Below are 19,967 nucleotides of genomic sequence, written 5' to 3'. Positions count from 1 at the left end.
GCCGCCCACTGCTGGGCGCGGGACGAGATCTGCTCAGCCACCCGAGATCCCGAGCTCGGCGTCACCGAGATCCAGGTCGAGACCACTCGTGTCGTCCAGCCACCCCTGCGGTATGACGACGCGCCCGCGCGGGGATCCCTGCCGGCCACGCGGCTTTCCCAGCTCGGAATCGGGGAAGGGCGCCTCGGGCAGCCGTCCGAGCAGGTCGTCCAGCTCGGCCAGGCTGGCCACCATCGCCAGGCTCCGGCGCAGCTCCCCACCGACCGGGAAGCCCTTGAAATACCAGGCCATGTGCTTGCGCAGGTCCTTGCAGCCGTGCTCCTCGCCCTGGATGCCGGCCAGCAGCTCGCCGTGCCTGCGCACCGTGGCCGCGACCTCAGAAAGGTCCGGCAACGCTATGCGCCCTGAGCCCTTCGACAAGCTCAGGACAGGCTCTGTCGAAGGGCCAGGTCCAGTGCCCTTCGACAAGCTCAGGGCACGTTCGGTGCTCAGGGCAGATAGGGCGGCCGCCAGGTCGCGGAACAGCCAGGGGCGGCCGAGGCAGCCGCGACCCACCACCACGCCGTCGACGCCGGTCTGCTCGACCATCCGGACGGCGTCGGCGGCCTCCCAGATGTCGCCGTTGCCGAGCACCGGGATGTCGACACTCTGCTTGAGGCTGCCGATGGCGTCCCAGTCGGCGTGTCCGGCGTACGCCTGCTCGGCGGTCCGGCCGTGCAGCGCGATCGCCGCGCAGCCGGACTCCTCGGCGATCCGGCCGGCGTCGAGATAGGTCAGGTGCGACGCGTCGATGCCGATCCGGGTCTTCATCGTGACCGGCACTCCGAAGGGCGCCGCGGCGCCGACGGTCGCCCGCAGGATCGCCCGCAGCCGGTCCCGCTTCCAGGGCAGCACCGCTCCCCCGCCCTTGCGGGTGACCTTGGGCACCGGGCAGCCGAAGTTCAGGTCGACGTGACCGACCGCGTACTGCTCGCACAGGATCGCGGTCGCCCGGCCCATCACGGCCGCGTCGACGCCGTACAGCTGGACCGAGCGGACCTGCTCGCCCGGGTCGAACTGCAGCATCGACAGCGTCTTCGGATCGCCCTCGACGATGCCGCGGCTGGTGATCATCTCGCAGACGAATAGGCCCGCCGGCCGGGCCGCGGTGCCCTGTTCCGCGCTCTCCCGGCACAGCTGGCGGTACGCGGCGTTGGTGATCCCGGCCATCGGTGCCAGCACCACCGGCGTGCCGACCTCGATCGGCCCGATCCGCAACCCCACCCGCGAGTTGTCAGGCTCTGAGCTCGCTATGGCGCGCTGAGAGCCTGACAACTCGTGGTTGGGGTGGGTAGTCAGCATCCGACGAGACGGGTGGCCAGGTAGTCGCGGACCTTGTCCAGGCTGACCCGCTCCTGGGTCATGGTGTCCCGCTCGCGGACGGTGACCGCGCCGTCCTCGAGGGTGTCGAAGTCGACCGTCAGACAGAACGGCGTGCCGATCTCGTCCTGGCGGCGGTAGCGGCGGCCGATTGCCTGGGCGTCGTCGAAGTCGACGTTCCAGTGCTTGCGCAGCTCGGCGGCGAGGTCGCGCGCCTTCGGCGACAGTGCCTCGTTGCGAGACAGCGGCAGCACCGCGACCTTGACCGGGGCCAGCCGCGGGTCGAGCCGGAGCACGGTCCGCTTGTCCACCCCGCCCTTGGTGTTCGGCGCCTCGTCCTCGGTGTACGCCTCGACCAGGAAGGTCATCAGCGAACGGGTCAGGCCGGCCGCTGGCTCGATCACGTACGGCACGAACCGCTCGCCCGAGGCCTGGTCGAAGAACGACAGGTCCACCCCGGAGTGCTTCGAGTGCGTCGACAGGTCGAAGTCGGTCCGGTTCGCGATGCCCTCCAGCTCGCCCCACTCGCTGCCCGGGAAGCCGAACCGGTACTCGATGTCGACGGTCCGCTTCGAGTAGTGCGACAGCTTCTCCTTCGGGTGCTCGAAGTGCCGCAGGTTGTCGCGGTCGACGCCGAGGTCGACGTACCAGCTGGTCCGCTCGTCGATCCAGTACTGGTGCCACTCCTCGTCGGTCCCGGGCACGACGAAGAACTCCATCTCCATCTGCTCGAACTCACGGGTGCGGAAGATGAAGTTCCCGGGGGTGATCTCGTTCCGGAAGCTCTTGCCGACCTGGCCGATGCCGAACGGCGGCTTCTTCCGGCTCACCTGGACGACGTTGGCGAAGTTCACGAAGATGCCCTGCGCGGTCTCCGGGCGGAGATAGTGCAGGCCGGACTCGTCCTCGATCACGCCGAGGTACGTCTTCAGCAGCCCGTTGAACTGGCGCGGCTCGGTGTACTGGCCGCGGGTGCCGCAGTTCGGGCACGGGATCTCGGTCAGCGCGACGGCGTCCGGATCGGGCAGGCCCTTGCGCTCGGCGAACTCCTCCTGCAGGTGGTCGGCCCGGAACCGCCGGTGGCAGCTCAGGCACTCGACCAGCGGGTCGACGAACGCGGTGATGTGGCCGGAGGCCTCCCAGACCTGCTTCGGCAGGATGATCGAGGAGTCGATCCCGACGATGTCGTCGCGGCCAGTGACGACCGACTTCCACCACTGCCGCTTGATGTTCTCCTTCAGCTCGACACCGAAGGGCCCGTAGTCCCAGGCCGACCGCGTACCGCCGTAGATCTCGCCGGCGGGGAACACGAACCCCCGGCGCTTGCAGAGGCTGATGACGTTGTCGAGACGGCTGGTCGGTGCCACGAAACTTCTTCTCCCAAGAGTCTGTACGTCGACCTCCCCGGCTGGGAGGGCGCGACGGTCCAGACTAGCCGCCCGCGCCCCGGATCGCTCTCCGGTTCAGCGGCGGTCCGCCCGCCACGAGGGCCTACGGTCGCGGCCAGTCCCGCACGATCTCCTCCACCGTGCTCGATCCGACCGCCGGCGCGGGCGGTGGCAACGCGGCGACGGAACGGGAGAAGCGCGGGGCGGGGGCTGCCTCGATGCCGTCCCCGCGGTCGACGTACGTCCGCCGCGCGGTCAGGTGGGGCTCCTCCGCTGCCTCGCCGAAGTCCAGCACCGGGGTCACGCAGGCGTCGGTGTGGGCGAAGCGTTCGGCCCACTCGTCTCGGCTGCGGGTCAGGAAGCGCTCGGTGAACAACGCCCGCAGCCGCGGCCAGGTGGCCCGGTCGAGCCGGTCTCCGAGCTCGGCCGCCGGCAGCTCGAGACCGGACAGCAGCTCGGCGAAGAACTGCGGTTCCAGCGCGGCCACCGCGACGTAGCGGCCGTCGGCGCAGACGTAGCAGCAATAGAAGGGCGCGGCGCCGTCGACCAGGTTCGCTCCGCGCCGGTCGCTCCAGGCGCCGGCGGCGCGGAGCGACAGCACCAGCTGAGAGAGCGAGGCGACGCCGTCGACCATTGCGGCGTCGACCACCTGCCCGAGGCCGGTCCGCTCGCGATCGAGCAGCGCGGCCAGGACGCCGACCACAAGCAGCATCGAGCCGCCGCCGAAGTCGGCGACGTAGTTGAGCGGCGGTGGCGGCGGCGCGTCCGCGGGACCGAGCGTGTGCAGTGCCCCGGTCACCGCGAGGAAGTTGAGGTCGTGCCCGACCGTCGACGCGAGCGGTCCGTGCTGCCCCCAACCGGTCACCCGGCCGTAGACCAGCCGCTGATTGCGCGCGAGCAGCACGTCCGGTCCGAGCCCGAGCCGCTCGGTCACTCCGGGCCGCAGCCCCTCGATCAGCACGTCAGCTCGGTCGGCCAGGGCCGCCGCAGCGGCGACGCCCGGCGGCGTCTTCAGGTCCAGCACCACCGAGCGGCGGCCGCGCAGCAGCAGGTCGTGGACCGCGGCTGAGCCGAGCCGGTCGTCGCGGTTGCCGGGGCGCTCGACCCGGACCACGTCGGCACCCAGGTCGGCCAGCAGCATGCCCGCGTGCGGGCCGGGTCCGATCGAGGCCAGCTCGACCACCCGCACGCCGGTCAGCGGCGCCGTCACCCGATAGCTCTCACGGCACGCCCGGCAGGTAGTCGACGACGCACTCGTAGTAGCGCATCGCCAGCACGAGGCGCTCCGGGTCGATGGATCCCTCACCGACGGCGATGGCCTCGTCGAGCCAGGCGTCGTCGGGGTGATCGGCCTGGAACGTCAGGACGTGCACGCCGCGTCCGGCGGTCGGCTCCGCCCGGCCGTGCAGCTCGAAGAACACGCGGCCGCCGGTGTCGAGGGCGAGCACGCCGCGGGCGTTGGGGTGGGCGAACCCGCCGCGCAGCCGCGGGAAGTTCGACCAGGTCGCGGTGCCCGTCAGGCGGCCGGTGAAGGTCGCCGTCCCCTGGCCGTAGAGCCGCCCGTCGCCCGCACCAGAAGTAGAAGAATCGACCGACTCGGCGAAGTCGTAGCGCCACGTCACGTCGCACAGGTGGTTCAGTTGCATCCTGCCCTCCAGATCCGTCCGGCGCCGCCGGTCAGAGCCGCTCGACGACGGTGGCGTTCGCCATCCCGCCGCCCTCGCACATGGTCTGCAGCCCGTACCGTCCGCCGGTCGCCTCGAGGTGATTGACCAGCGTCGCCATCAGCTTCGTGCCGGACGCGCCCAGCGGGTGGCCCAGGGCGATGGCGCCGCCGCGCGGGTTGAGCCGTTCCGGGTCGGCATTCAGCTCCCTTGCCCAGGCCAGCGGAACGGGCGCGAACGCCTCGTTGACCTCGTACGCGTCGATGTCGTCCAGGCTGAGACCGGCCCTGGCCAGCACCTTCTGGGTGGCGGGCACGACGCCGGTGAGCATCAGCAGCGGGTCGCTGCCGGTGACCGCGAAGGCGTGGAACCGGACCCGCGGCCGCAGGCCGAGCGAGGCCGCCCGGCGCTCGCTCATGATCAGGACCGCGGACGCGCCGTCGGTCAGCGGCGAGGAGTTGCCCGGCGTGATGGACCAGTCGATCTCCGGGAACCGGGCCGCCATCGCCTCGGTGGCGAAGCTGGGTCGCAGGCCCGCGAGGCTCTCGGGCGTGGTCGCCGCCCTGATCGTCTCGTCGGACGCGTGAGCCGCGCCGTCGGCCAGGGCGACCGGCACGATCTCGGCGTCGAAGCCGCCGGCCGCCGCTGTGGTCGCAGCGTGCCGGTGGGATCGCGCGGCGTACGCGTCGAGCTCGTCGCGGCTCAGCTTCCAGCGTGCGGCGATCAGCTCGGCACTGATGCCCTGGTTGACCAGCCCGTCGGGATAGCGGGCCGCCAGCGGCCCGATCGGGTCACCGCCGGCGCTGCCGGAGAACATCGGCACCCGGCTCATCGACTCGACCCCGCAGGCGATGACGACCTCGTACGCGCCGGCGATCACTCCCTGCGCCGCGAAGTGGATCGCCTGCTGGCTGGATCCGCACTGCCGGTCGATCGTGGTGGCAGGGACGTGCTCGGGCAGTCCCGCGACCAGCGTCGCGGTCCGGGCGATGTTTTGCGCCTGGTCGCCGGACTGGCCAACGCAGCCGGCGATCACGTCCTCGACGGCGCCGGGATCGAGGCCGGTGCGGTCGAGCAGTGCCCGGATCGTGGTGGCGAGCAGGTCGGCCGGGTGGACCGAGCTCAGCGCGCCGCCGGGCTTGCCCCGGCCCGACCCGGTCCGTACGACGTCCACGATGACGGCGCTGGTGGTCACCGGCCCAGTCTGCCCCAGTACGCGCCGGAGAAACGCACGACTCACAACCGAGGGTCGACCGGCTCGGACTCCAGCGCTAGCACGGCGAAGACGCACTCGTGCACCCGCCACAGGGGTTCGCCGCGGGCGACCCGATCCAGTGCCTCCAGCCCGAGGGCGTACTCGCGCAGGGCCATCGACCTCTTGTGGCCGAGATGGCGCCGCCTCAGCCGGGTCAGGTTGGCCGGCTCGGTGTAGTCCGGTCCGTAGATCAGCCGCAGGTACTCCGGGCCGCGCACCTTCAGCCCTGGCTGGACGATCGACGTCGCGGTCCGGGTCAGGTTCGCCGCGGGCTTGATCACCATGCCCTCGCCGCCGGCGGCGGTGAGATCGGTCCACCAGTCCGTCGCCGCCAGCACCGCCGCCGCGTCGGTGAGGTCGACCTCGATCCGCCGGGTGGGCTGGAACAGCTCCCGATCGGCCTCGACCAGCCGGTCGGCCAAGGCGAGGTGGGCGGCGTGCGGCAGCTCGTGATGGGTCCGGCCTTCCGAGGCGAGCAGCTGGAACGGGGCGATCCGAACGCCCGCCAGTCCGTCGGTCGGCCAGCAGTAGCGGCGATACGCCTCCCGGAAGCGCCCGGCGTTGCGCAGCCGGGAGCTCGTCCGGTCGGCGAGGTCGGCGACGTCCACGCCACGGCCCGCGGCTTCCGCGAGCGCCGACGACACCACCGGCAGGGCGGCGATCGCGGCCGCACCGACAGCGGCGTACTGGTTGCGCAGCAGGTCCCCTGCCTTCGCGCTCCACGGCAGCAGCTCGGTGTCGAGCAGCAGCCAGCCGGTCTGCAGCTCGTCGAACAGCCCGGACGACAGCGCGGCGGCCCGGACCCGGTCGACCAGCGTCGTGGTCAGCTCCGGTGCGAAGAAGGACCGCCCGGTTCTCGTCCAGACCGCGCCGAGCGCGTCGCCGGGTGCCCCGAACCTCGCCCGGGCCGCGTCCAGGTCGCGGCACACCAGCACCACGGCCCGCGACCCCATGTGCTTCTCCTCGCAGACCACCGCGGGCACGCCGTCGGCGCGGAACGCCTCGAACGCCTGCGCCGGATGCTCCAGCAGGCCGGGACCGGTTTCCCCGAGTTCGGGCGCCGTGGCGACCGGGCACATCGTCGGCGGCAGATAGATCAGCCAGCGCGGGTCGATCGCGAACCGGCTGGTGATCTCGAGTGCGGCGGCCGCGTTCTCCGCGCGCAGCCCGATCCGGTCCAGGTACGCCGTGTGCAGGACCTTGCCGCCGGTCACGTCCGCGAGGTCCAGCACCTCCGGATCCCGGATCGCCCCGCTGGCGGCCGGCGCGGAGGACGCCAGCGGACGGACCGGCTCGTAGTAGACCTCCGCCGCGTCCACCGACACGATCTCCCGCTCGGGATAGCGCAGCGCGGTCAGCCGGCCGCCGAAGACACAGCCGGTGTCCAGGCAGATCGTGTTGTTCACCCACTCCGCATCCGGGGTCGGCGTGTGCCCGTACGCGACCAGGGCTGTGCCGCGGTAGTCGCGGGCCCAGGGCAGCCGCACCGGCAGGCCGTACTCGTCGGTCTCGCCGGTGGTGTCGCCGTACAGGCAGAACGATCGGACTCGGCCCGAGGCCCGCCCCTGGTATTTCTCGATCAACCCGGCGTGCGCGACGACCAGCCTCCCGTCGTCCAGCACGTAGTGCCCGATCAGGGAGTCCAGGAACCGCGGCAGCGCGACCCGGAACTCCTCGGTCTCGCCGTCCAGCTGGGTCAGGGTCTCGGCCAGCCCGTGGCTGGTCTGCACCTGCCGCCCGCGCAGGGCCCGCAACAGCTTGGCCTCGTGATTGCCGGAGACGCAGAGCGCATCGCCCGCGGCGACCATCCCCATCACCAGCCGCAGCACGCCGGGGGTGTCCGGACCGCGGTCGACCAGGTCGCCGACGAAGATCACCCGGCGCTCGTCGTGGTGGGCGCCGATCGCGCGGCCCGCCTCGTCCCGGTGGAGCCGGTATCCCAGCTCGACCAGCAAAGCCTCCAGCTCGTCGCGGCAGCCGTGCACGTCGCCGATGATGTCGAAGGGCCCGTGGTCGTCGAGCCGATCGCTGTAGAGCCGGGTGCGGACGACTCGCGCGCCCTCGATTTCCTCGACTCCGGACAGCCGGTGCACGGTCCGGAAGCCCTCGCGCTCCAGGCCGCGCAGGCCGCGGCGGAGCTGGTCGTGCTGGCGCCGCACCACCTCGGGCCCGAACGTGCGGTCCGGCCGGGTCCGGTTGCGCGCCACACAGACGTCCACCGGCGTGTCCAGCACGATCGCCACCGGGAGCACGTCGTGCTCCTTGGCGATGGCGACGAGCGACTTGCGGGCCTCGGGCTGGACGTTGGTCGCGTCGACGACCGCGATCCGCCCCTCGCGCAACCGGATCCCGACGATGGTGTGCAGCAGCTCGAACGCCGGCTTGGTCGCCGCCTGGTCGTTCTGGTCGTCGGCGACCAGGCCCCGGCAGGTGTCGGAGGAGACGACCTCGGTCGGCCGGAAGTGGGTCCGGGCGAACGTCGACTTGCCCGAGCCCGAGGTGCCGATCAGCACGACCAGGCTGAGCTGCGGAACACCCAGCGTGCGCTCCGAGCCGGTCATCGCTCGAACACCGCCAGCTGGCTCGGCGTGCCGACCTCGGGGTCGTCGGCCCCGACGCCGAGGAACCGCACCCGGTAGCCGTTCCGCCCTGCCACACCCTCAGCCCACGCGCGGAACTCGGCTCGGGACCACTCGAACCGGTGGTCGCGGTGCCGGAATGCGCCGGCGGCCAGAGAGGCGAAGCGCACGTTGTACTCCGCGTTCGGGGTGGTCACGATCACCGTGCGGGGCGCCGCGGCCGCGAACACCGCGTGCTCGACCGCACCGAGCCGGGGCGGGTCGACGTGCTCGATCACCTCCATCAGAACGGCCGCGTCCAGCCCGGCCAACCGCTCGTCGGTGTAGGTGAGCGAGGACTGGATCAGGCGGATCCGGGCCCGTTTCGCCTCGGGCATGCGCTCCAGCCGCAGCCGTCGGGCCGCGATCTCCAGGCTGCGCGACGACACGTCGGCGCCGATCACGTGCTCGATGCTCGGCTCCGCCAGCAGGTCCGGCAGCAGCGCGCCCTCGCCGCAGCCGAGATCGCCGACCCGCGTAGCACCGCTCGCCCGAACGGCGGCCAGCACCGCACCACGACGCTGCTCGGCCAGGGTCAGCTCCGCCTCAGCCGGTACGTCCGGGGCCGCGTCGGCGTCGTCGACCTGCTCCGGCTCCAGGTCGTCGACCTCGGCGAGCCGGGCCAGCGCCGCCCGGGCGAGCGAGCCGCGGTGACGCAGGTACCGCCGGGTGATCAGCTCCCGTTCGGGGTGGCCCGCCAGCCAGCCACCACCGGCCCGGATCAGCTTGTCCACCTCGTCCGGGCTCACCCAGTAGTGCTTGGCGTCGTCCAGCACCGGCAGCAGGACGTACAGGTGGTTGAGGGCGTCGGCCAACCGCACCCGGCCGGTCAGCCGGACCGACAGATAGCGCGAGTCGCCCCACTCGGGCACGCCCGACGCCTGAACAACCGGGTCGAGCGGCACCGGCGCCGCGTCGATGGCCCAGCCCAGTGGTTCGAAGATCCTGCCCGCGAGCTCGGCGCCGCCACGGCACGGCAGGGCGGGGATCCCGATCTCCAGCGGCAGCGGCATCGCCGCCAGCTCCGGTCTCGCGTCGCATCGACCCGTCATCGCCGTCCGGAATACCTTGGTCAGTGCGGTGGTCATCAGGCTCGACGCCGCGTACGGCCGGTCGTTCACGTATTCCGCCAGGGCGCCGGCCTCGCTCCCCCTCGCCTGCCGGCGGTGGGCCCGGACCAGCCCGATCGGGTCGACCTCGAGCAGCAGGGCGGCGGTGCAGCGCTCGTTCGCGGCCTCGGGATAGAACACGTACGCGGTGCCGACCGACTGGTCGAACGACTGCAAGCGGTCCGGGTGCTTGTGCAGCAGATAGCCGAGATCGGTGGCGTTCGGCCCGGTCAGCGTCAGGGTGAGGATCACAGCAGCTCGGGGTCCTCGTACGCCGACGGCTCGTCCAGCGCCTCCGACAGCAGCGGGACGACGGTCACCTTCGCCTCGTACCCCTGCAGGGCCCGGCGGTACGACCCGACGTCGCGCCAGCGCAACAGCAGCGCCCACAGCTCCGGCTCGTCGAGGTTGCGGACCAGGTCGGCCTCTTCGAAGCCGGGGCGGTCGCGGAGCACCGCCAGGGCCCGGTCGACCCGCTCCCCCAGCATGTCGGGCTGCGACGTCCGGAACCGGGTGATCACCAGCATCGGGCCAGCGTAGAGGGCGACCCGGCCCGGCCACATCCGGTTTGTCCTCCGGCGGCGATCCGGGGAGGCTGGGGCGGTGAGCGCGGGCGAATGGGACGAGCGGTACGCGGCGGGCGAGCGGATCTGGAGCGGTCAGCCCAACCAGGCCCTCGTCGCGGAGGTGTCCGAGCTGGCGCCGGGCCGCGCCCTCGACGTGGGCTGCGGCGAGGGTGCCGACGCGGTCTGGCTTGCCCGGCGCGGCTGGGACGTCACCGCCCTGGATGTGTCCTCGGTGGCACTCGGCCGGGCGCAGCAGCATGCGACCGAGGCCGGGGTGGCGGTCCGCTGGCTGCTGGCCGGGCTGACCGAAGCGGCCCGGACCGACGCCGCACTCGCCGAGGGCGGCTTCGATCTGGTCTCCGCGCAGTATCCGGCCCTGCTCCACGCCGGCGACCACGAGCCCGAACGGGCTTTGCTGGCCGCCGTCGCACCGGGCGGAATCCTGCTCGTCGTCCATCACCTGATCGACGCCGAGCACGCCCGGGAATCGGGACTCGACCCGGCCGACTACGTCAGTCCCGGCGACGTTGCGAACCTGCTGGACGACCGCTGGCTGCTGGAGGTCCACGAGGAGCGCCCGCGCCACGTCGTCGGCGGAGCAGGTGCCCACCACACGACCGACATCGTCGTCCGGGCCCGCCGCCTCCGCTGACCCCGCGAGCCGCCCTGCCCGCTGCCGACCGGTGGAAGGGCCAAACCGTTATCGGCCGCGGCCAGTTGTCATGTCGGCGAAACGCGGCTGAAACGGACCACACCTAGGTTCGATGCACTCGCCCCAGCAGGTGCGAGGGCCCGCCGGTGCGAGAGCGAGGGCTTCATGTTCGAGTACGTCGACCCGTTCATCGGCACCGCGGCCACCGATCTACCCGCCCCGCAGGGACTGGCCGCGACCTGGTGGTGGCCCAAGCCGCAGGTGGGCAACACCCACCCGGGCGCCACCTTTCCGTTCGGCATGGTGTCCGCCTGCTCCTATTCCGGCGCCTATCCCACCGGCTACGGGTTGTACGAGCTGAACACCGAGGGCGTTCCGCCACGAATGTACGAGGAACAGATCGCCTCCGGCTTCAGCCACTTCCACCAGTCCGGGACCGGTGCGATCCGGAAGTACTACAACTATTTCCGCGTCTCCCCCATGCTGGAGCCACTCGACGCCCTCGGCACCAGCTGGGCGTTGACCGACGAGGTCGCCGAGCCGGGCTACTACGCGGCGACGCTGTCCTCGGGCATCCGCTGCGAGCTGACCGTGGGCCCCCGCAGCGCGGTTCACCGCTACACCTTCCCCGAGCACCCGGATGCGCGGATCGTCATCGACCTCTCCCTCGGCGGTCTGCTCATCCCCTACGGCGCGACCACGCCGCTGCGCGCGCACCTGGAGACGTTGGCCCCGGGCGTGGCCCAGGCCGAGGTGATCGTGGAGGGCGCCCCGCTCGCGGTCCGCCTCGAGTGCGACAGCCCCGAGTTCCGACAGCTGCTCTGGTACGACCGCCGGCTTGTGCCCGGCGGAACCCGGCTCGACTTCGACCGGATCCGGCCGACCACGCTGCGGCCGTTCGGCCTGATGTGGCGGGGCCCGACCCAGGCCGGCCAGGTCGTCGAGCTCCGCTTCGGCTTCTCCCTGCGAGGGGTGAAGCAGGCCCACCGAAACCTCCGCGCCGACGTCGGCGACGGCCCGCACCGATTCGACGCCCGACGCGCCGAGACCGCCCAGACCTGGCGCGACCAGCTCGGCAGGATCAGCATCGACACCCCGTCCAGCACCCGACGGACGGTCTTCTCCACGGCCCTCTACCACTCGTTGATCAAGCCCTGCTTCGCCGCCGGGGAGAGCCCGTTCTGGCCGATGGACGGCCCGTTCGTGTTCGACCTCTGCACCATGTGGGACATCTACCGGACCCAGCTTCCGCTGATCACCGCACTGTTCCCGGACCGTGCCGTCGAGCTGGCGAACGCACTGCTGAACGTGTGCGAGGAGGAGGGGAACCTGCCGATCGGCTACCGGATGGCCAAGGGGGCGGACCGGTTCTCCCGGCAGGGCAGCGCGCTGGCCCAGACCTTCCTGGCCGACCTGTGTCAGCTCGGGCTGCCCGGGGTGGACTGGGACTGGGCCTTGTGCCATATGGACACCGACCTGCGCCGAACGTACGGCGAGGAGTATCTGCTCCGCGGCGTGGCGCACCCGATCACGCACACCCTGGACATCTCGTTCGGCTATCAGTGCACGGCCCAAGTCGCCCGCGCGGTCGGCGATCACCGACTGGCCGAGCAGTTCGAGCAGCTCGCCACTCGCTGGGTGAACGCGTTCGACCCGGCGACCGGGCTGTTGATCGACTCCACCTTCTACGAGGGCGGGCGGTGGAACTACTCCTTCCGGATCTCCCACGACATGCGGGCCCGGATCGAGCTGGCCGGCGGCGAGGAGCGTTTCAGCTCGCTGCTGGACGCCTTCTTCGGCTACGGCGCGGACCCGGTCAAGCAAGTCGGCGAACGGCCGAGCGTCGAGGAACTCGCCGCCGGCTATGCGTTGAACAGATTCGAGGGGCTCAACAACGAGCCGGACATGGAGGTGCCCTGGGCCTATCACTACGTCGGCCGGCCCGATCGGACGGCCGAGATCGTCCAGTCCGCCGTGCACAACCAATTCGGCCTCGGCCGGGGCGGGCTGCCCGGCAACGACGACTCCGGCGGCCTCTCGTCCTGGTACGTCTGGGCCAGCCTCGGGCTGTTCCCCGTCGCGGGACAGTCGCTGTATCTGATCAACGCGCCGTCGTTCGCGCACTCCCGGATGGATCTCGGCGGTCAGGAGCTGACCATCGACACCGAGGGCTTCGTGGAGCCGGAGCCCGGCAGCCCGACCCAGTACGTCCAGTCCGTCCGCTTCAACGGCCATCCGTTGCAGCAGTCGTGGCTGCCCGCTCGCGACCTGCATCGCGGCGGTCGGCTCGAGATCACGCTCGGCCCGACGCCGAGCGAATGGAGTCGGCACGATCGGCCACCGTCGGTCAGCAAACCCGGCGCCGGTTATCCCGACCCGTCCAGTGCCCCCCTTCCTGCGGAGGTGACAGCATGATGGAACACCCTCGTCTCACCGACACGTCTGCTCGACGTCTCGTCATCGTCGTCCGTGCCGATCCGGTGATCTGCGGCCACTCGGGCGAGGCCCGAAACCTCGCCGAAGCCGCGCTCGTCCGTGGATTCACCGAGGTCCGGATCGTGACCTGGCCGATCGACCGGCTGGTCGAGACGGGCCTGCCACTGAAGCCGCTGGACGGGATCGCTCCGTACAGCGACGGCATCGTGGTCGAACGCCCGGAGGCGGTCGGCGACTACAAGGTCCCCGACGGCCGCTATCTGTCCGGGCTCACCGGGCGGCTGGTCGAACTGTTCACCGACGGCGTGCCCACGCTGGCCATCTCGCTCTATCTCAGCCCGCACACGATCGCCGTCACCGACGCGGTCCGGGCCGCCGAGCTGACCGGGTTGCCGGTCAAGGTGACCACGATCGCGGAGGCGGTCGGGTCCGACGTGACGAACGTGGTGCGCTCGTGCGTCGAGCAGAACCGGTTCGGGGCGGCCGCGCACGTGCTGTCGTCCTATCTGGCCTCGGACGTACCGGTGGCGGTGTCGGACTACACCCGGCGGCTGATCATCGAGTCGGCGGCGGCGATCGACGCCCGGCACGGCACCCACTTCGCGGCCCAGTGCACCGAGCGGGTGGCGATCTCCTATCCGGCGATCAACACGGCGGAGTTCCTGGACCCCGACCCGGCCGAGGTGACCTCCCGGCTGGCGCTGCGCGGTCTGACACCGGGGTCGTACGTCTTGTTCTTGTCCCGGCTCGCACACGCCAAGGGCGTGGACGACCTGATCGACGGCTTCGCCGGCTCGCCCGGTTGCGCCGGCCTGAAGCTGGTGATCGCCGGCAACGGGCCCGAGGCGCAGTTCCTCCGGGACTACGCCGCTGCCTCGCCGGTCGCGGACCGGATCGTCTTCCTCGACGACGTCGACGACGACGAGCGCGCGCCGCTGATGGCGGGCTGCGCGGCGTTCGTGCTGCCCACCAAGCCGCGCCCGGAGTTCGTCGAGACGTTCGGGATCGCCCTGGTGGAGAAGATGCTGGCCGGCGGCGGCCCGGTGATCACCACCGAGACCGGCGGCGTCGGCGAGGCGGTCGGCGACACGGCCATGATCGTCCCGGTGGACGATCCGGGAGCCATCGCCGCGGCGCTGGACGAGGTGATGGCGATGCCGGCGGACGCACGTGCCGAGCTGGCCCGACGCGCGCGCGACTATGCGATGCAGTTCGACCGGGCGTTCGTGCTCGACCGGCTGCTCGGCCGGCTGGAACAGCCGGAGGTCCGCGAGCTGAGCGTCGCCTGACCGGCAGCGTTTATCCGCTGTCGCCGAGGCGGTCGGGCGCGGTTCAATGAGCCGATGGTCCTGCCACTGATCCATCCGCCCAAAGCCGCTCGCGGCGACAAGGTGGCGGTGCTGTCGCCGTCGTTCGCCGCGCCGGGGTTCGCGCCGGAGGTGCACGAGCAGGCGATGCGCCGGCTGAGGGAGGTGACCGGCCTCGAACCGGTGGAGTATCCGACCACCCGCCGGCTCGGCGCCGACGCCCGGGACCGGGCGGCCGATCTCGACGCCGCGTTCGCCGACCCGGAGATCCGCGCGGTGCTGGCGACGATCGGCGGCGAGGACCAGATCACCGTCATTCCGTACCTGGACCCGGACCTGGTCCGCGCCGATCCGAAACCGTTCCTGGGCTACAGCGACAACACCAACCTGCTGAACTGGCTGTGGACCAACGGCGTGGCCGGCTTCTACGGTGGCTCGACCCAGGTCCACCTCGGGCCGGGCCCTGCCGTCGACGACATCCATGCGACCGCACTGCGGGCAGCACTGCTGACCGGCGAGCGGGTCGAGATCACCGAGCCAGGAGTCTCGGAGGACATCGGCAAGGACTGGAAGGATCCGGCCGCGCTGACCGACTTCGGCGACCGGACGCCGACCGAGCCGTGGACCTGGGCCGGTGCGCGGCAATCGGTGACGGGGCCGACCTGGGGCGGCTGTCTGGAGGTCGTCCAGTGGTTCCTGACCGCCGGCCGGTTCCCTGCCGACCCGGCCGTCCTCGACGGCGGCGTGCTGCTGCTGGAGAGCTCCGAGGAGATCATCCCGGCCCGCGAGTTCGGCTGGATCGTCCGGTCGCTGGGCGAGCGCGGCATCTTGTCGGCGGTCGACGCGGTCGTGGTGGCCCGGCCGCCGACCTCGACCTTCGAGCTGCAACCCAGCGCCGAGGAGCGGGCGGCCCACCGCGCGGCGCAGCGCGACACGGCGATCGAGACCGTCGCGCGCTACAACCCGGACGCGGTCGTGGTGGTCGGCGTGCCGTTCGGGCACACCCGCCCGCAGTGGATCCTGCCCTACGGCGGTCTGCTGACGGTCGACGGGGAACGGCAACAGGTGTGGGCCGACTACCGCTGAGCCGCCGCGGCCGGAGGCTCAACCGCCGGTGGTCGCCTTCACCGCGTCGGCGCTGATCCCTTCCAGCACGTCGATCCCGACGCTCTTGGAGGGCCGCCCGTCCGACAGGGCGACCACCAGCAGCGTGTGACCGGCGTGCTCGACCTGGCCGACGCTGTTCACGATCCAGCCGCCGGACCGTGGCAGCCAGCCGTTCTTGAGATGGGACCCGGCGCCACCGGGATCGTCGCCGGCCGACACTCCCCACGCCTGGTCGTCCGCGACGTGTCCCATCAGCGTCCGGACGAAGCCGCGCGATTCCGCGCTCAGCGGCGAGTCGTCGGTGAAGATCACCGACAGCAGCCGGAGCTGGTCGGCGACCGTCGTCGTGGTCAGTCCCCAGCGCGCCTGGGTGCCCGGGGTGGTCCGGGTCAGGCCGAGCGTCTGGTTGGCCCGGTTCAGCCCCTTGGCGCCACCGATCGCCTTCCACAGCGCCGTCGCGGCCGCGTTGTCGCTGTTCTGGATCATCCGCTTCGCGCGCGCCTCCTGCCCCTGGGTCAGCTCGCCGTCGGACTGCAGCAGCAGGGCCGCGAGGATGTCGAGCTTGACGATGCTGGCCGTCGGAAACACCTTGTCGACCGCGTACGTCGCGGTCACCCCGGTGCCCAGGTCGAGCACGCCCACGGCCGTGTCGCCCTTGATGCCCTGAGTGCGCGCGGCAACCACGTCCACCAGCGCCGCGCTTGCGGATTGCGACGTCGGGGGCGGGGGGACGTCCGCGCGGCCCGAGCCCGGCCCGCCTGCGTCGGACGCGACCCAACCGATCAGCCGGACGCCGCCCCAGACCAGCAGAACCACCGCCACGAGCAGCACGAGCGCCCGCACCCGTCGAAAGCGCAGCGACGGCATCGGCCGCGCGACCGGGACCGGACGGCGCGTGATCGTCTCCGGCTCGGAGAGGAGCTGGTCCGTCGACATGGCACAACGCTAGGGGGCGATACCGACAATCCGGTGCACCGTGACCTCGTGCCGCGCGACCTCGTGCCGCGCTGGGTCGCACATGCACGGTGGTCTGGAACACTGGATGAATGTCCGGCACCGCACCCGCGCCTCGCTCACCGTTCCGCCTCTCCGTCGAGAACGGGAGCCGGCGGCTGCTGACTCGGCTGCACGGACTGCCCCGGCTGCTGATCCCGCTCGCCACCGGCATCCTCTTCGCCGTCGGTGTGCTCGCCCCGCCGGCCATCGGCATCGCGGCACTGGCGGTGATCCTCGTCTTCGTCGGCTGGCTGGCATACCTGTCCTGGCCGGTGGTCAGCACCGGCGGCAAGCTGATGCGGCTGCTGATGGTGGTCCTCGTCGCCGGGTTGCTGGTCTACCGAGTGCTCACCGGCTGACCGATCTCGACATGCGGACGTCGGTTGGAAGCATTTCCCGATATTCCCTACAGTTCAGATATGCAATATCGGCAACTGATCCAGCGAATGCCCGTCTTCGACGGCGCGCTGCGGTGTTGCCTGCGGGCCTGTCGGCCCGGTCGCTCGTGTTGACCCTCGGCTGAACGGCCCCGACGTCGGGCCCAGCACGACCCCAGCGGCGGCCACGCCCCGCCGTCCCCCACGGGACTCGGTCAGGACCGAGCCCGACCCTTGCGCGCCCATCCGCGGCGCGCCGTCCCCTCGCTGTCCAGAAAGGACTTCCGTCATGACCATCATCCAGGACCGCCCCGAGACCCAGCGCGGCACCGGAACGGCGTTCGAGCCGGGCTACCAGTGGATCACCGTCGACAAGGTCACCCAGTCGATCGGCGCCAAGATCGGCGGCGTCCGGCTCGGTGGTGACCTCGACCCCGACGTCGTGTCCGAGATCCGGCGCGCGCTGCTCGCCAACAAGGTGATCTTTTTCTCCGGTCAAGATCATCTCGACGATGCCGCGCAGTACGAGTTCGCCAGCCTGCTCGGCACGCCGACCCTGCCCCACCCGACCGTGCGCGGCAACGAGCACGCCGTGTTGCCGATCGACTCCGATCACGGCAAGGCCAACAGCTGGCACTCCGACGTCACGTTCGTGGACCGGATCCCCGCGATCAGCGTGCTGCGCGCCGTCCAGCTGCCGGCCTACGGCGGCACCACGGTCTGGGCCAACTCCGCCGAGGCCTACCGCCGGCTCAGCCCGGCGCTCAAGGCGCTGGCCGAGAAGTTGTGGGCGGTCCACACCAACCTCTACGACTACGTTGCCGAGCGGGACGAGAAGCGGATCGGGGGGATCGACGTCAAGGAGCAGGCCTACCGCGACGAGTTCGCGTCCCAGGTGTTCGAGACCGAGCATCCGGTGGTCCGGGTGCATCCCGAGACCGGCGAGCGGGTGCTGCTGCTCGGCCACTTCATCAAGCGGCTGGTCGGACTGAACACCCACGACTCAGCCGACCTGTTCAACCTGCTGCAGCGCCACGTCACCCGGCTGGAGAACACGGTGCGCTGGTACTGGTCCCCGGGCGACCTGGCCATCTGGGACAACCGAGCCACCCAGCACTACGGCGTCGCCGACTACGGCGACCAGAAGCGGGTGCTGCACCGGATCACCCTGGCCGGCGACATCCCGCTCAGCATCGACGGCGTCGCCTCCAGCCCGCGCTCGGGCGACGCGACGCACTTCTCCAGCGCGCTCGCGCCCGCTCCGCGCTGAAAGGCTCTGTCTTCCTCCCTCACTCGCAGCCGCGGTCACCGTGCCGCTGCCGCAACCACGGCAGGGCTGCTCGTTCGATCGTCCAGACAGAGCCGGCGCTGCGCTACCCGACGCTCGCCCGCACGAGTTTTCCAGCGCGCTCGCGCCCGCTGCGCGCTGACCCAACGCGGCCTGAGCCTGTCGAAGGTCCGATCTTCCGCCGCCTTCGACAAGCTCAGGGCGCGTTAGCACGCTCCCATCACCTCGAAAGGCACCTCCCATGTCCATCACCTCCCGGCCCGTCAGTCGCCGGATGCTCCTTCAGGGCCTGGCCGGCGCCGGACTGGCCGGCACGCTGTTCGGCGCCGCGGGCTGCGCCTCGGCGGTCCACGAGGCCCGCGGCCAGCAGGCTGCCCGGACCGGCGGGCCGCAGCGCGGCGGCACGATCAATGCCGGCATCTCCGAGGACCTCATCCCGGGCAACTTCTTCACCAACTCCACCGCGGGCATCACCACCGTGATCGGGCTGGCGTACGAGTCGCTGGTCCGCTATCCCAGCGACACGGTCAAGCCGACGCCGCGGCTCGCGACGGAGTGGGAGCTCGGCAACGACGGAAGGTCGCTGGAGCTGCGGCTGCGCGACGACGTCAGCTTCCACTCGGGCCGGCCGTTCACCTCCGCCGACGCCGCGTTCTCGATCAAGACCTACGGCGATCCGCTCTGGACCGCCCAGCTGAAGAGCACCGCGAACGCGATCACGTTCTTCGACACCAGTGATCCGCACCGGCTGGTGCTGACGTTCGATCATCCGCTCGGCAACATCTTCGACCTGCTGGACACGGTGCCGATCGTGGACAGCCAGACCATCGACCAGCTGCGCACCGGTGAGAAGCTGATCGGCACCGGCCCGTTCAGGGTGGCGAACTGGACGCCGAACGCCAAGATCAGCTTCGAGCGCAACGAGAACTACTGGATCCCGGACCGGCCCTACGCCGACGCGGTGGAGACCAAGATCATCACGGATGCGAAGGCGCTGCTGTCGGCGCTGAAGTCCGGTCAGGTGGACTTCGCCGACGGGCTCAGCTATCTCGACACCGAGAACCTGGTCAAGGCCGGCGGCTTCTCCGACATCCGGCTGGAGGGTGCGGAGACCCAGCTGTACGTCGGGGCCAACGTGACCGCGAAACCGCTGGACGACGTCCGGCTGCGGCAGGCGATCGCATACGCGCTGGACCGGGACCGGGTCGTGCACGAGGTGCTGCGTGGCGTGGGCTATCCGGTGAACCTGCCGTGGCCGACGTACTCGCCGGCGTTCGACCGGGCGGCCAACACCCACTACCAGCGCAACGTCGAGAAGGCCAAGGCACTGGTCGCCGAGGTGGGCACCGTGCCGACCATCCCGTACACCTACTCCAGCCCGAACCCGCTGGTGGAGGCCACCGCCGCGATCGTCCAGGCGAATCTGGCCGAGGTCGGCATTCCGGTCCAGCTGGACCCGGTCGACGGTGCCCAGTTCGTCAAGCAGCTGATCGGGGCGAAGTTCCGGGGACTGTGGACGACGTTCCACTCCTGGGCGCAATACACGCCGTCCACCCTGACGGTCAGCGCCTACCCGTTCAATGCCCACCACAACGCGTCGCAGTTCGTGTCCAAGGACTACATCGCCCACGCCGACGCCGCGTGGCAGATCGCCGACGGCACGTCGCGGGAGGCCGTCGCCGCCTACGCGAAGGTGTCCGAAGACCTGCTGGACAACGTCTTCCTGGCCGAGATCGCCGTGGTCCTGCCGCAGTGGGCGCGCTCGAACAAGCTGCAGGGCGTCTCGTACACGAAGCGGTCCGAGCTACAGCTCACCGACGCATGGGTCGCGCAGGAGTGATCGAG

At 71.1% G+C, this 19,967-nt stretch carries 16 protein-coding genes; 7 read left to right on the top strand and 9 right to left on the bottom strand.

Annotated features, from left to right (window positions below; all coding sequences use genetic code 11):
• Window positions 1-33: 33 nt before the first annotated feature.
• From ABD747_RS08895 to ABD747_RS08860, 8 genes are all read right to left on the bottom strand, one after another.
• Window positions 34-1,209 (bottom strand): tRNA dihydrouridine synthase, encoded by a 1,176-nt coding sequence (locus ABD747_RS08895; RefSeq protein WP_344803596.1) that lies wholly within the window; start codon window positions 1,207-1,209, stop codon window positions 34-36.
• Between the two features lie 125 nt (window positions 1,210-1,334).
• Entirely contained in the window at window positions 1,335-2,726 is a 1,392-nt protein-coding gene (locus ABD747_RS08890; protein WP_344803510.1) for a glycine--tRNA ligase, read from the bottom strand.
• 124 nt (window positions 2,727-2,850) lie between these two features.
• Window positions 2,851-3,957 carry a CaiB/BaiF CoA transferase family protein gene (locus tag ABD747_RS08885; RefSeq protein WP_344803508.1) on the bottom strand — a complete coding sequence of 369 codons (1,107 nt, stop codon included), beginning with the start codon at window positions 3,955-3,957 and terminating at the stop codon, window positions 2,851-2,853.
• Window positions 3,958-3,967: 10 nt separating this feature from the next.
• Window positions 3,968-4,393: a DUF3237 domain-containing protein gene (locus ABD747_RS08880; RefSeq protein WP_344803506.1), complete on the bottom strand. Its 426-nt coding sequence runs from the start codon at window positions 4,391-4,393 to the stop codon at window positions 3,968-3,970.
• A gap of 31 nt (window positions 4,394-4,424) precedes the next feature.
• On the bottom strand, window positions 4,425-5,606 hold the full coding sequence (locus ABD747_RS08875) for a thiolase family protein (RefSeq protein ID WP_344803504.1): 1,182 nt from the start codon (window positions 5,604-5,606) through the stop codon (window positions 4,425-4,427).
• 41 nt (window positions 5,607-5,647) lie between these two features.
• Window positions 5,648-8,227 (bottom strand): polynucleotide kinase-phosphatase, encoded by a 2,580-nt coding sequence (locus ABD747_RS08870; protein ID WP_344803502.1) that lies wholly within the window; start codon window positions 8,225-8,227, stop codon window positions 5,648-5,650.
• Window positions 8,224-9,645, bottom strand: a complete 1,422-nt coding sequence (locus ABD747_RS08865; protein ID WP_344803500.1) for a 3' terminal RNA ribose 2'-O-methyltransferase Hen1 — start codon at window positions 9,643-9,645, stop codon at window positions 8,224-8,226. Before ABD747_RS08865 ends, ABD747_RS08870 begins: the two co-directional genes overlap by 4 nt.
• Window positions 9,642-9,920: an antibiotic biosynthesis monooxygenase gene (locus ABD747_RS08860; protein ID WP_344803498.1), complete on the bottom strand. Its 279-nt coding sequence runs from the start codon at window positions 9,918-9,920 to the stop codon at window positions 9,642-9,644. Before ABD747_RS08860 ends, ABD747_RS08865 begins: the two co-directional genes overlap by 4 nt.
• 76 nt (window positions 9,921-9,996) lie before the next feature.
• Between ABD747_RS08860 and ABD747_RS08855 the strand changes: the two genes are divergently transcribed.
• From ABD747_RS08855 to ABD747_RS08840, 4 genes are all read left to right on the top strand, one after another.
• Window positions 9,997-10,611 carry a class I SAM-dependent methyltransferase gene (locus ABD747_RS08855; protein ID WP_344803496.1) on the top strand — a complete coding sequence of 205 codons (615 nt, stop codon included), beginning with the start codon at window positions 9,997-9,999 and terminating at the stop codon, window positions 10,609-10,611.
• Window positions 10,612-10,776: 165 nt separating this feature from the next.
• Entirely contained in the window at window positions 10,777-13,026 is a 2,250-nt protein-coding gene (locus ABD747_RS08850) for a glycoside hydrolase domain-containing protein (protein ID WP_344803494.1), read from the top strand.
• The gene (locus ABD747_RS08845; RefSeq protein WP_344803492.1) at window positions 13,026-14,336 is read left to right on the top strand and encodes a glycosyltransferase family 4 protein; all 1,311 of its coding nucleotides are present in this window, start codon (window positions 13,026-13,028) and stop codon (window positions 14,334-14,336) included. Before ABD747_RS08850 ends, ABD747_RS08845 begins: the two co-directional genes overlap by 1 nt.
• Before the next feature lie 54 nt (window positions 14,337-14,390).
• Window positions 14,391-15,440 (top strand): S66 family peptidase, encoded by a 1,050-nt coding sequence (locus ABD747_RS08840; protein ID WP_344803490.1) that lies wholly within the window; start codon window positions 14,391-14,393, stop codon window positions 15,438-15,440.
• 18 nt (window positions 15,441-15,458) lie between these two features.
• Here ABD747_RS08840 and ABD747_RS08835 read toward each other — a convergent pair whose 3' ends face one another.
• On the bottom strand, window positions 15,459-16,397 hold the full coding sequence (locus tag ABD747_RS08835) for a serine hydrolase (RefSeq protein ID WP_344803488.1): 939 nt from the start codon (window positions 16,395-16,397) through the stop codon (window positions 15,459-15,461).
• Window positions 16,398-16,507: 110 nt separating this feature from the next.
• Between ABD747_RS08835 and ABD747_RS08830 the strand changes: the two genes are divergently transcribed.
• From ABD747_RS08830 to ABD747_RS08820, 3 genes are all read left to right on the top strand, one after another.
• Complete coding sequence (locus ABD747_RS08830) at window positions 16,508-16,816, top strand: DUF6703 family protein (protein ID WP_344803486.1); 309 nt, start codon at window positions 16,508-16,510, stop codon at window positions 16,814-16,816.
• A 307-nt stretch (window positions 16,817-17,123) separates the two neighbouring features.
• Window positions 17,124-18,104 carry a TauD/TfdA dioxygenase family protein gene (locus ABD747_RS08825; RefSeq protein ID WP_344803484.1) on the top strand — a complete coding sequence of 327 codons (981 nt, stop codon included), beginning with the start codon at window positions 17,124-17,126 and terminating at the stop codon, window positions 18,102-18,104.
• Between the two features lie 259 nt (window positions 18,105-18,363).
• Window positions 18,364-19,962, top strand: a complete 1,599-nt coding sequence (locus ABD747_RS08820; protein ID WP_344803482.1) for an ABC transporter substrate-binding protein — start codon at window positions 18,364-18,366, stop codon at window positions 19,960-19,962.
• Window positions 19,963-19,967 lie beyond the last annotated feature (5 nt).

The sequence above is a fragment of the Microlunatus ginsengisoli genome (genome assembly GCF_039537205.1).
GTDB classification, from domain to species: Bacteria; Actinomycetota; Actinomycetes; order Propionibacteriales; family Propionibacteriaceae; genus Microlunatus; species Microlunatus ginsengisoli.
The sequence above is the reverse complement of the archived record's forward strand: the minus strand, read 5'-3'. Positions and strand labels throughout refer to the sequence as shown.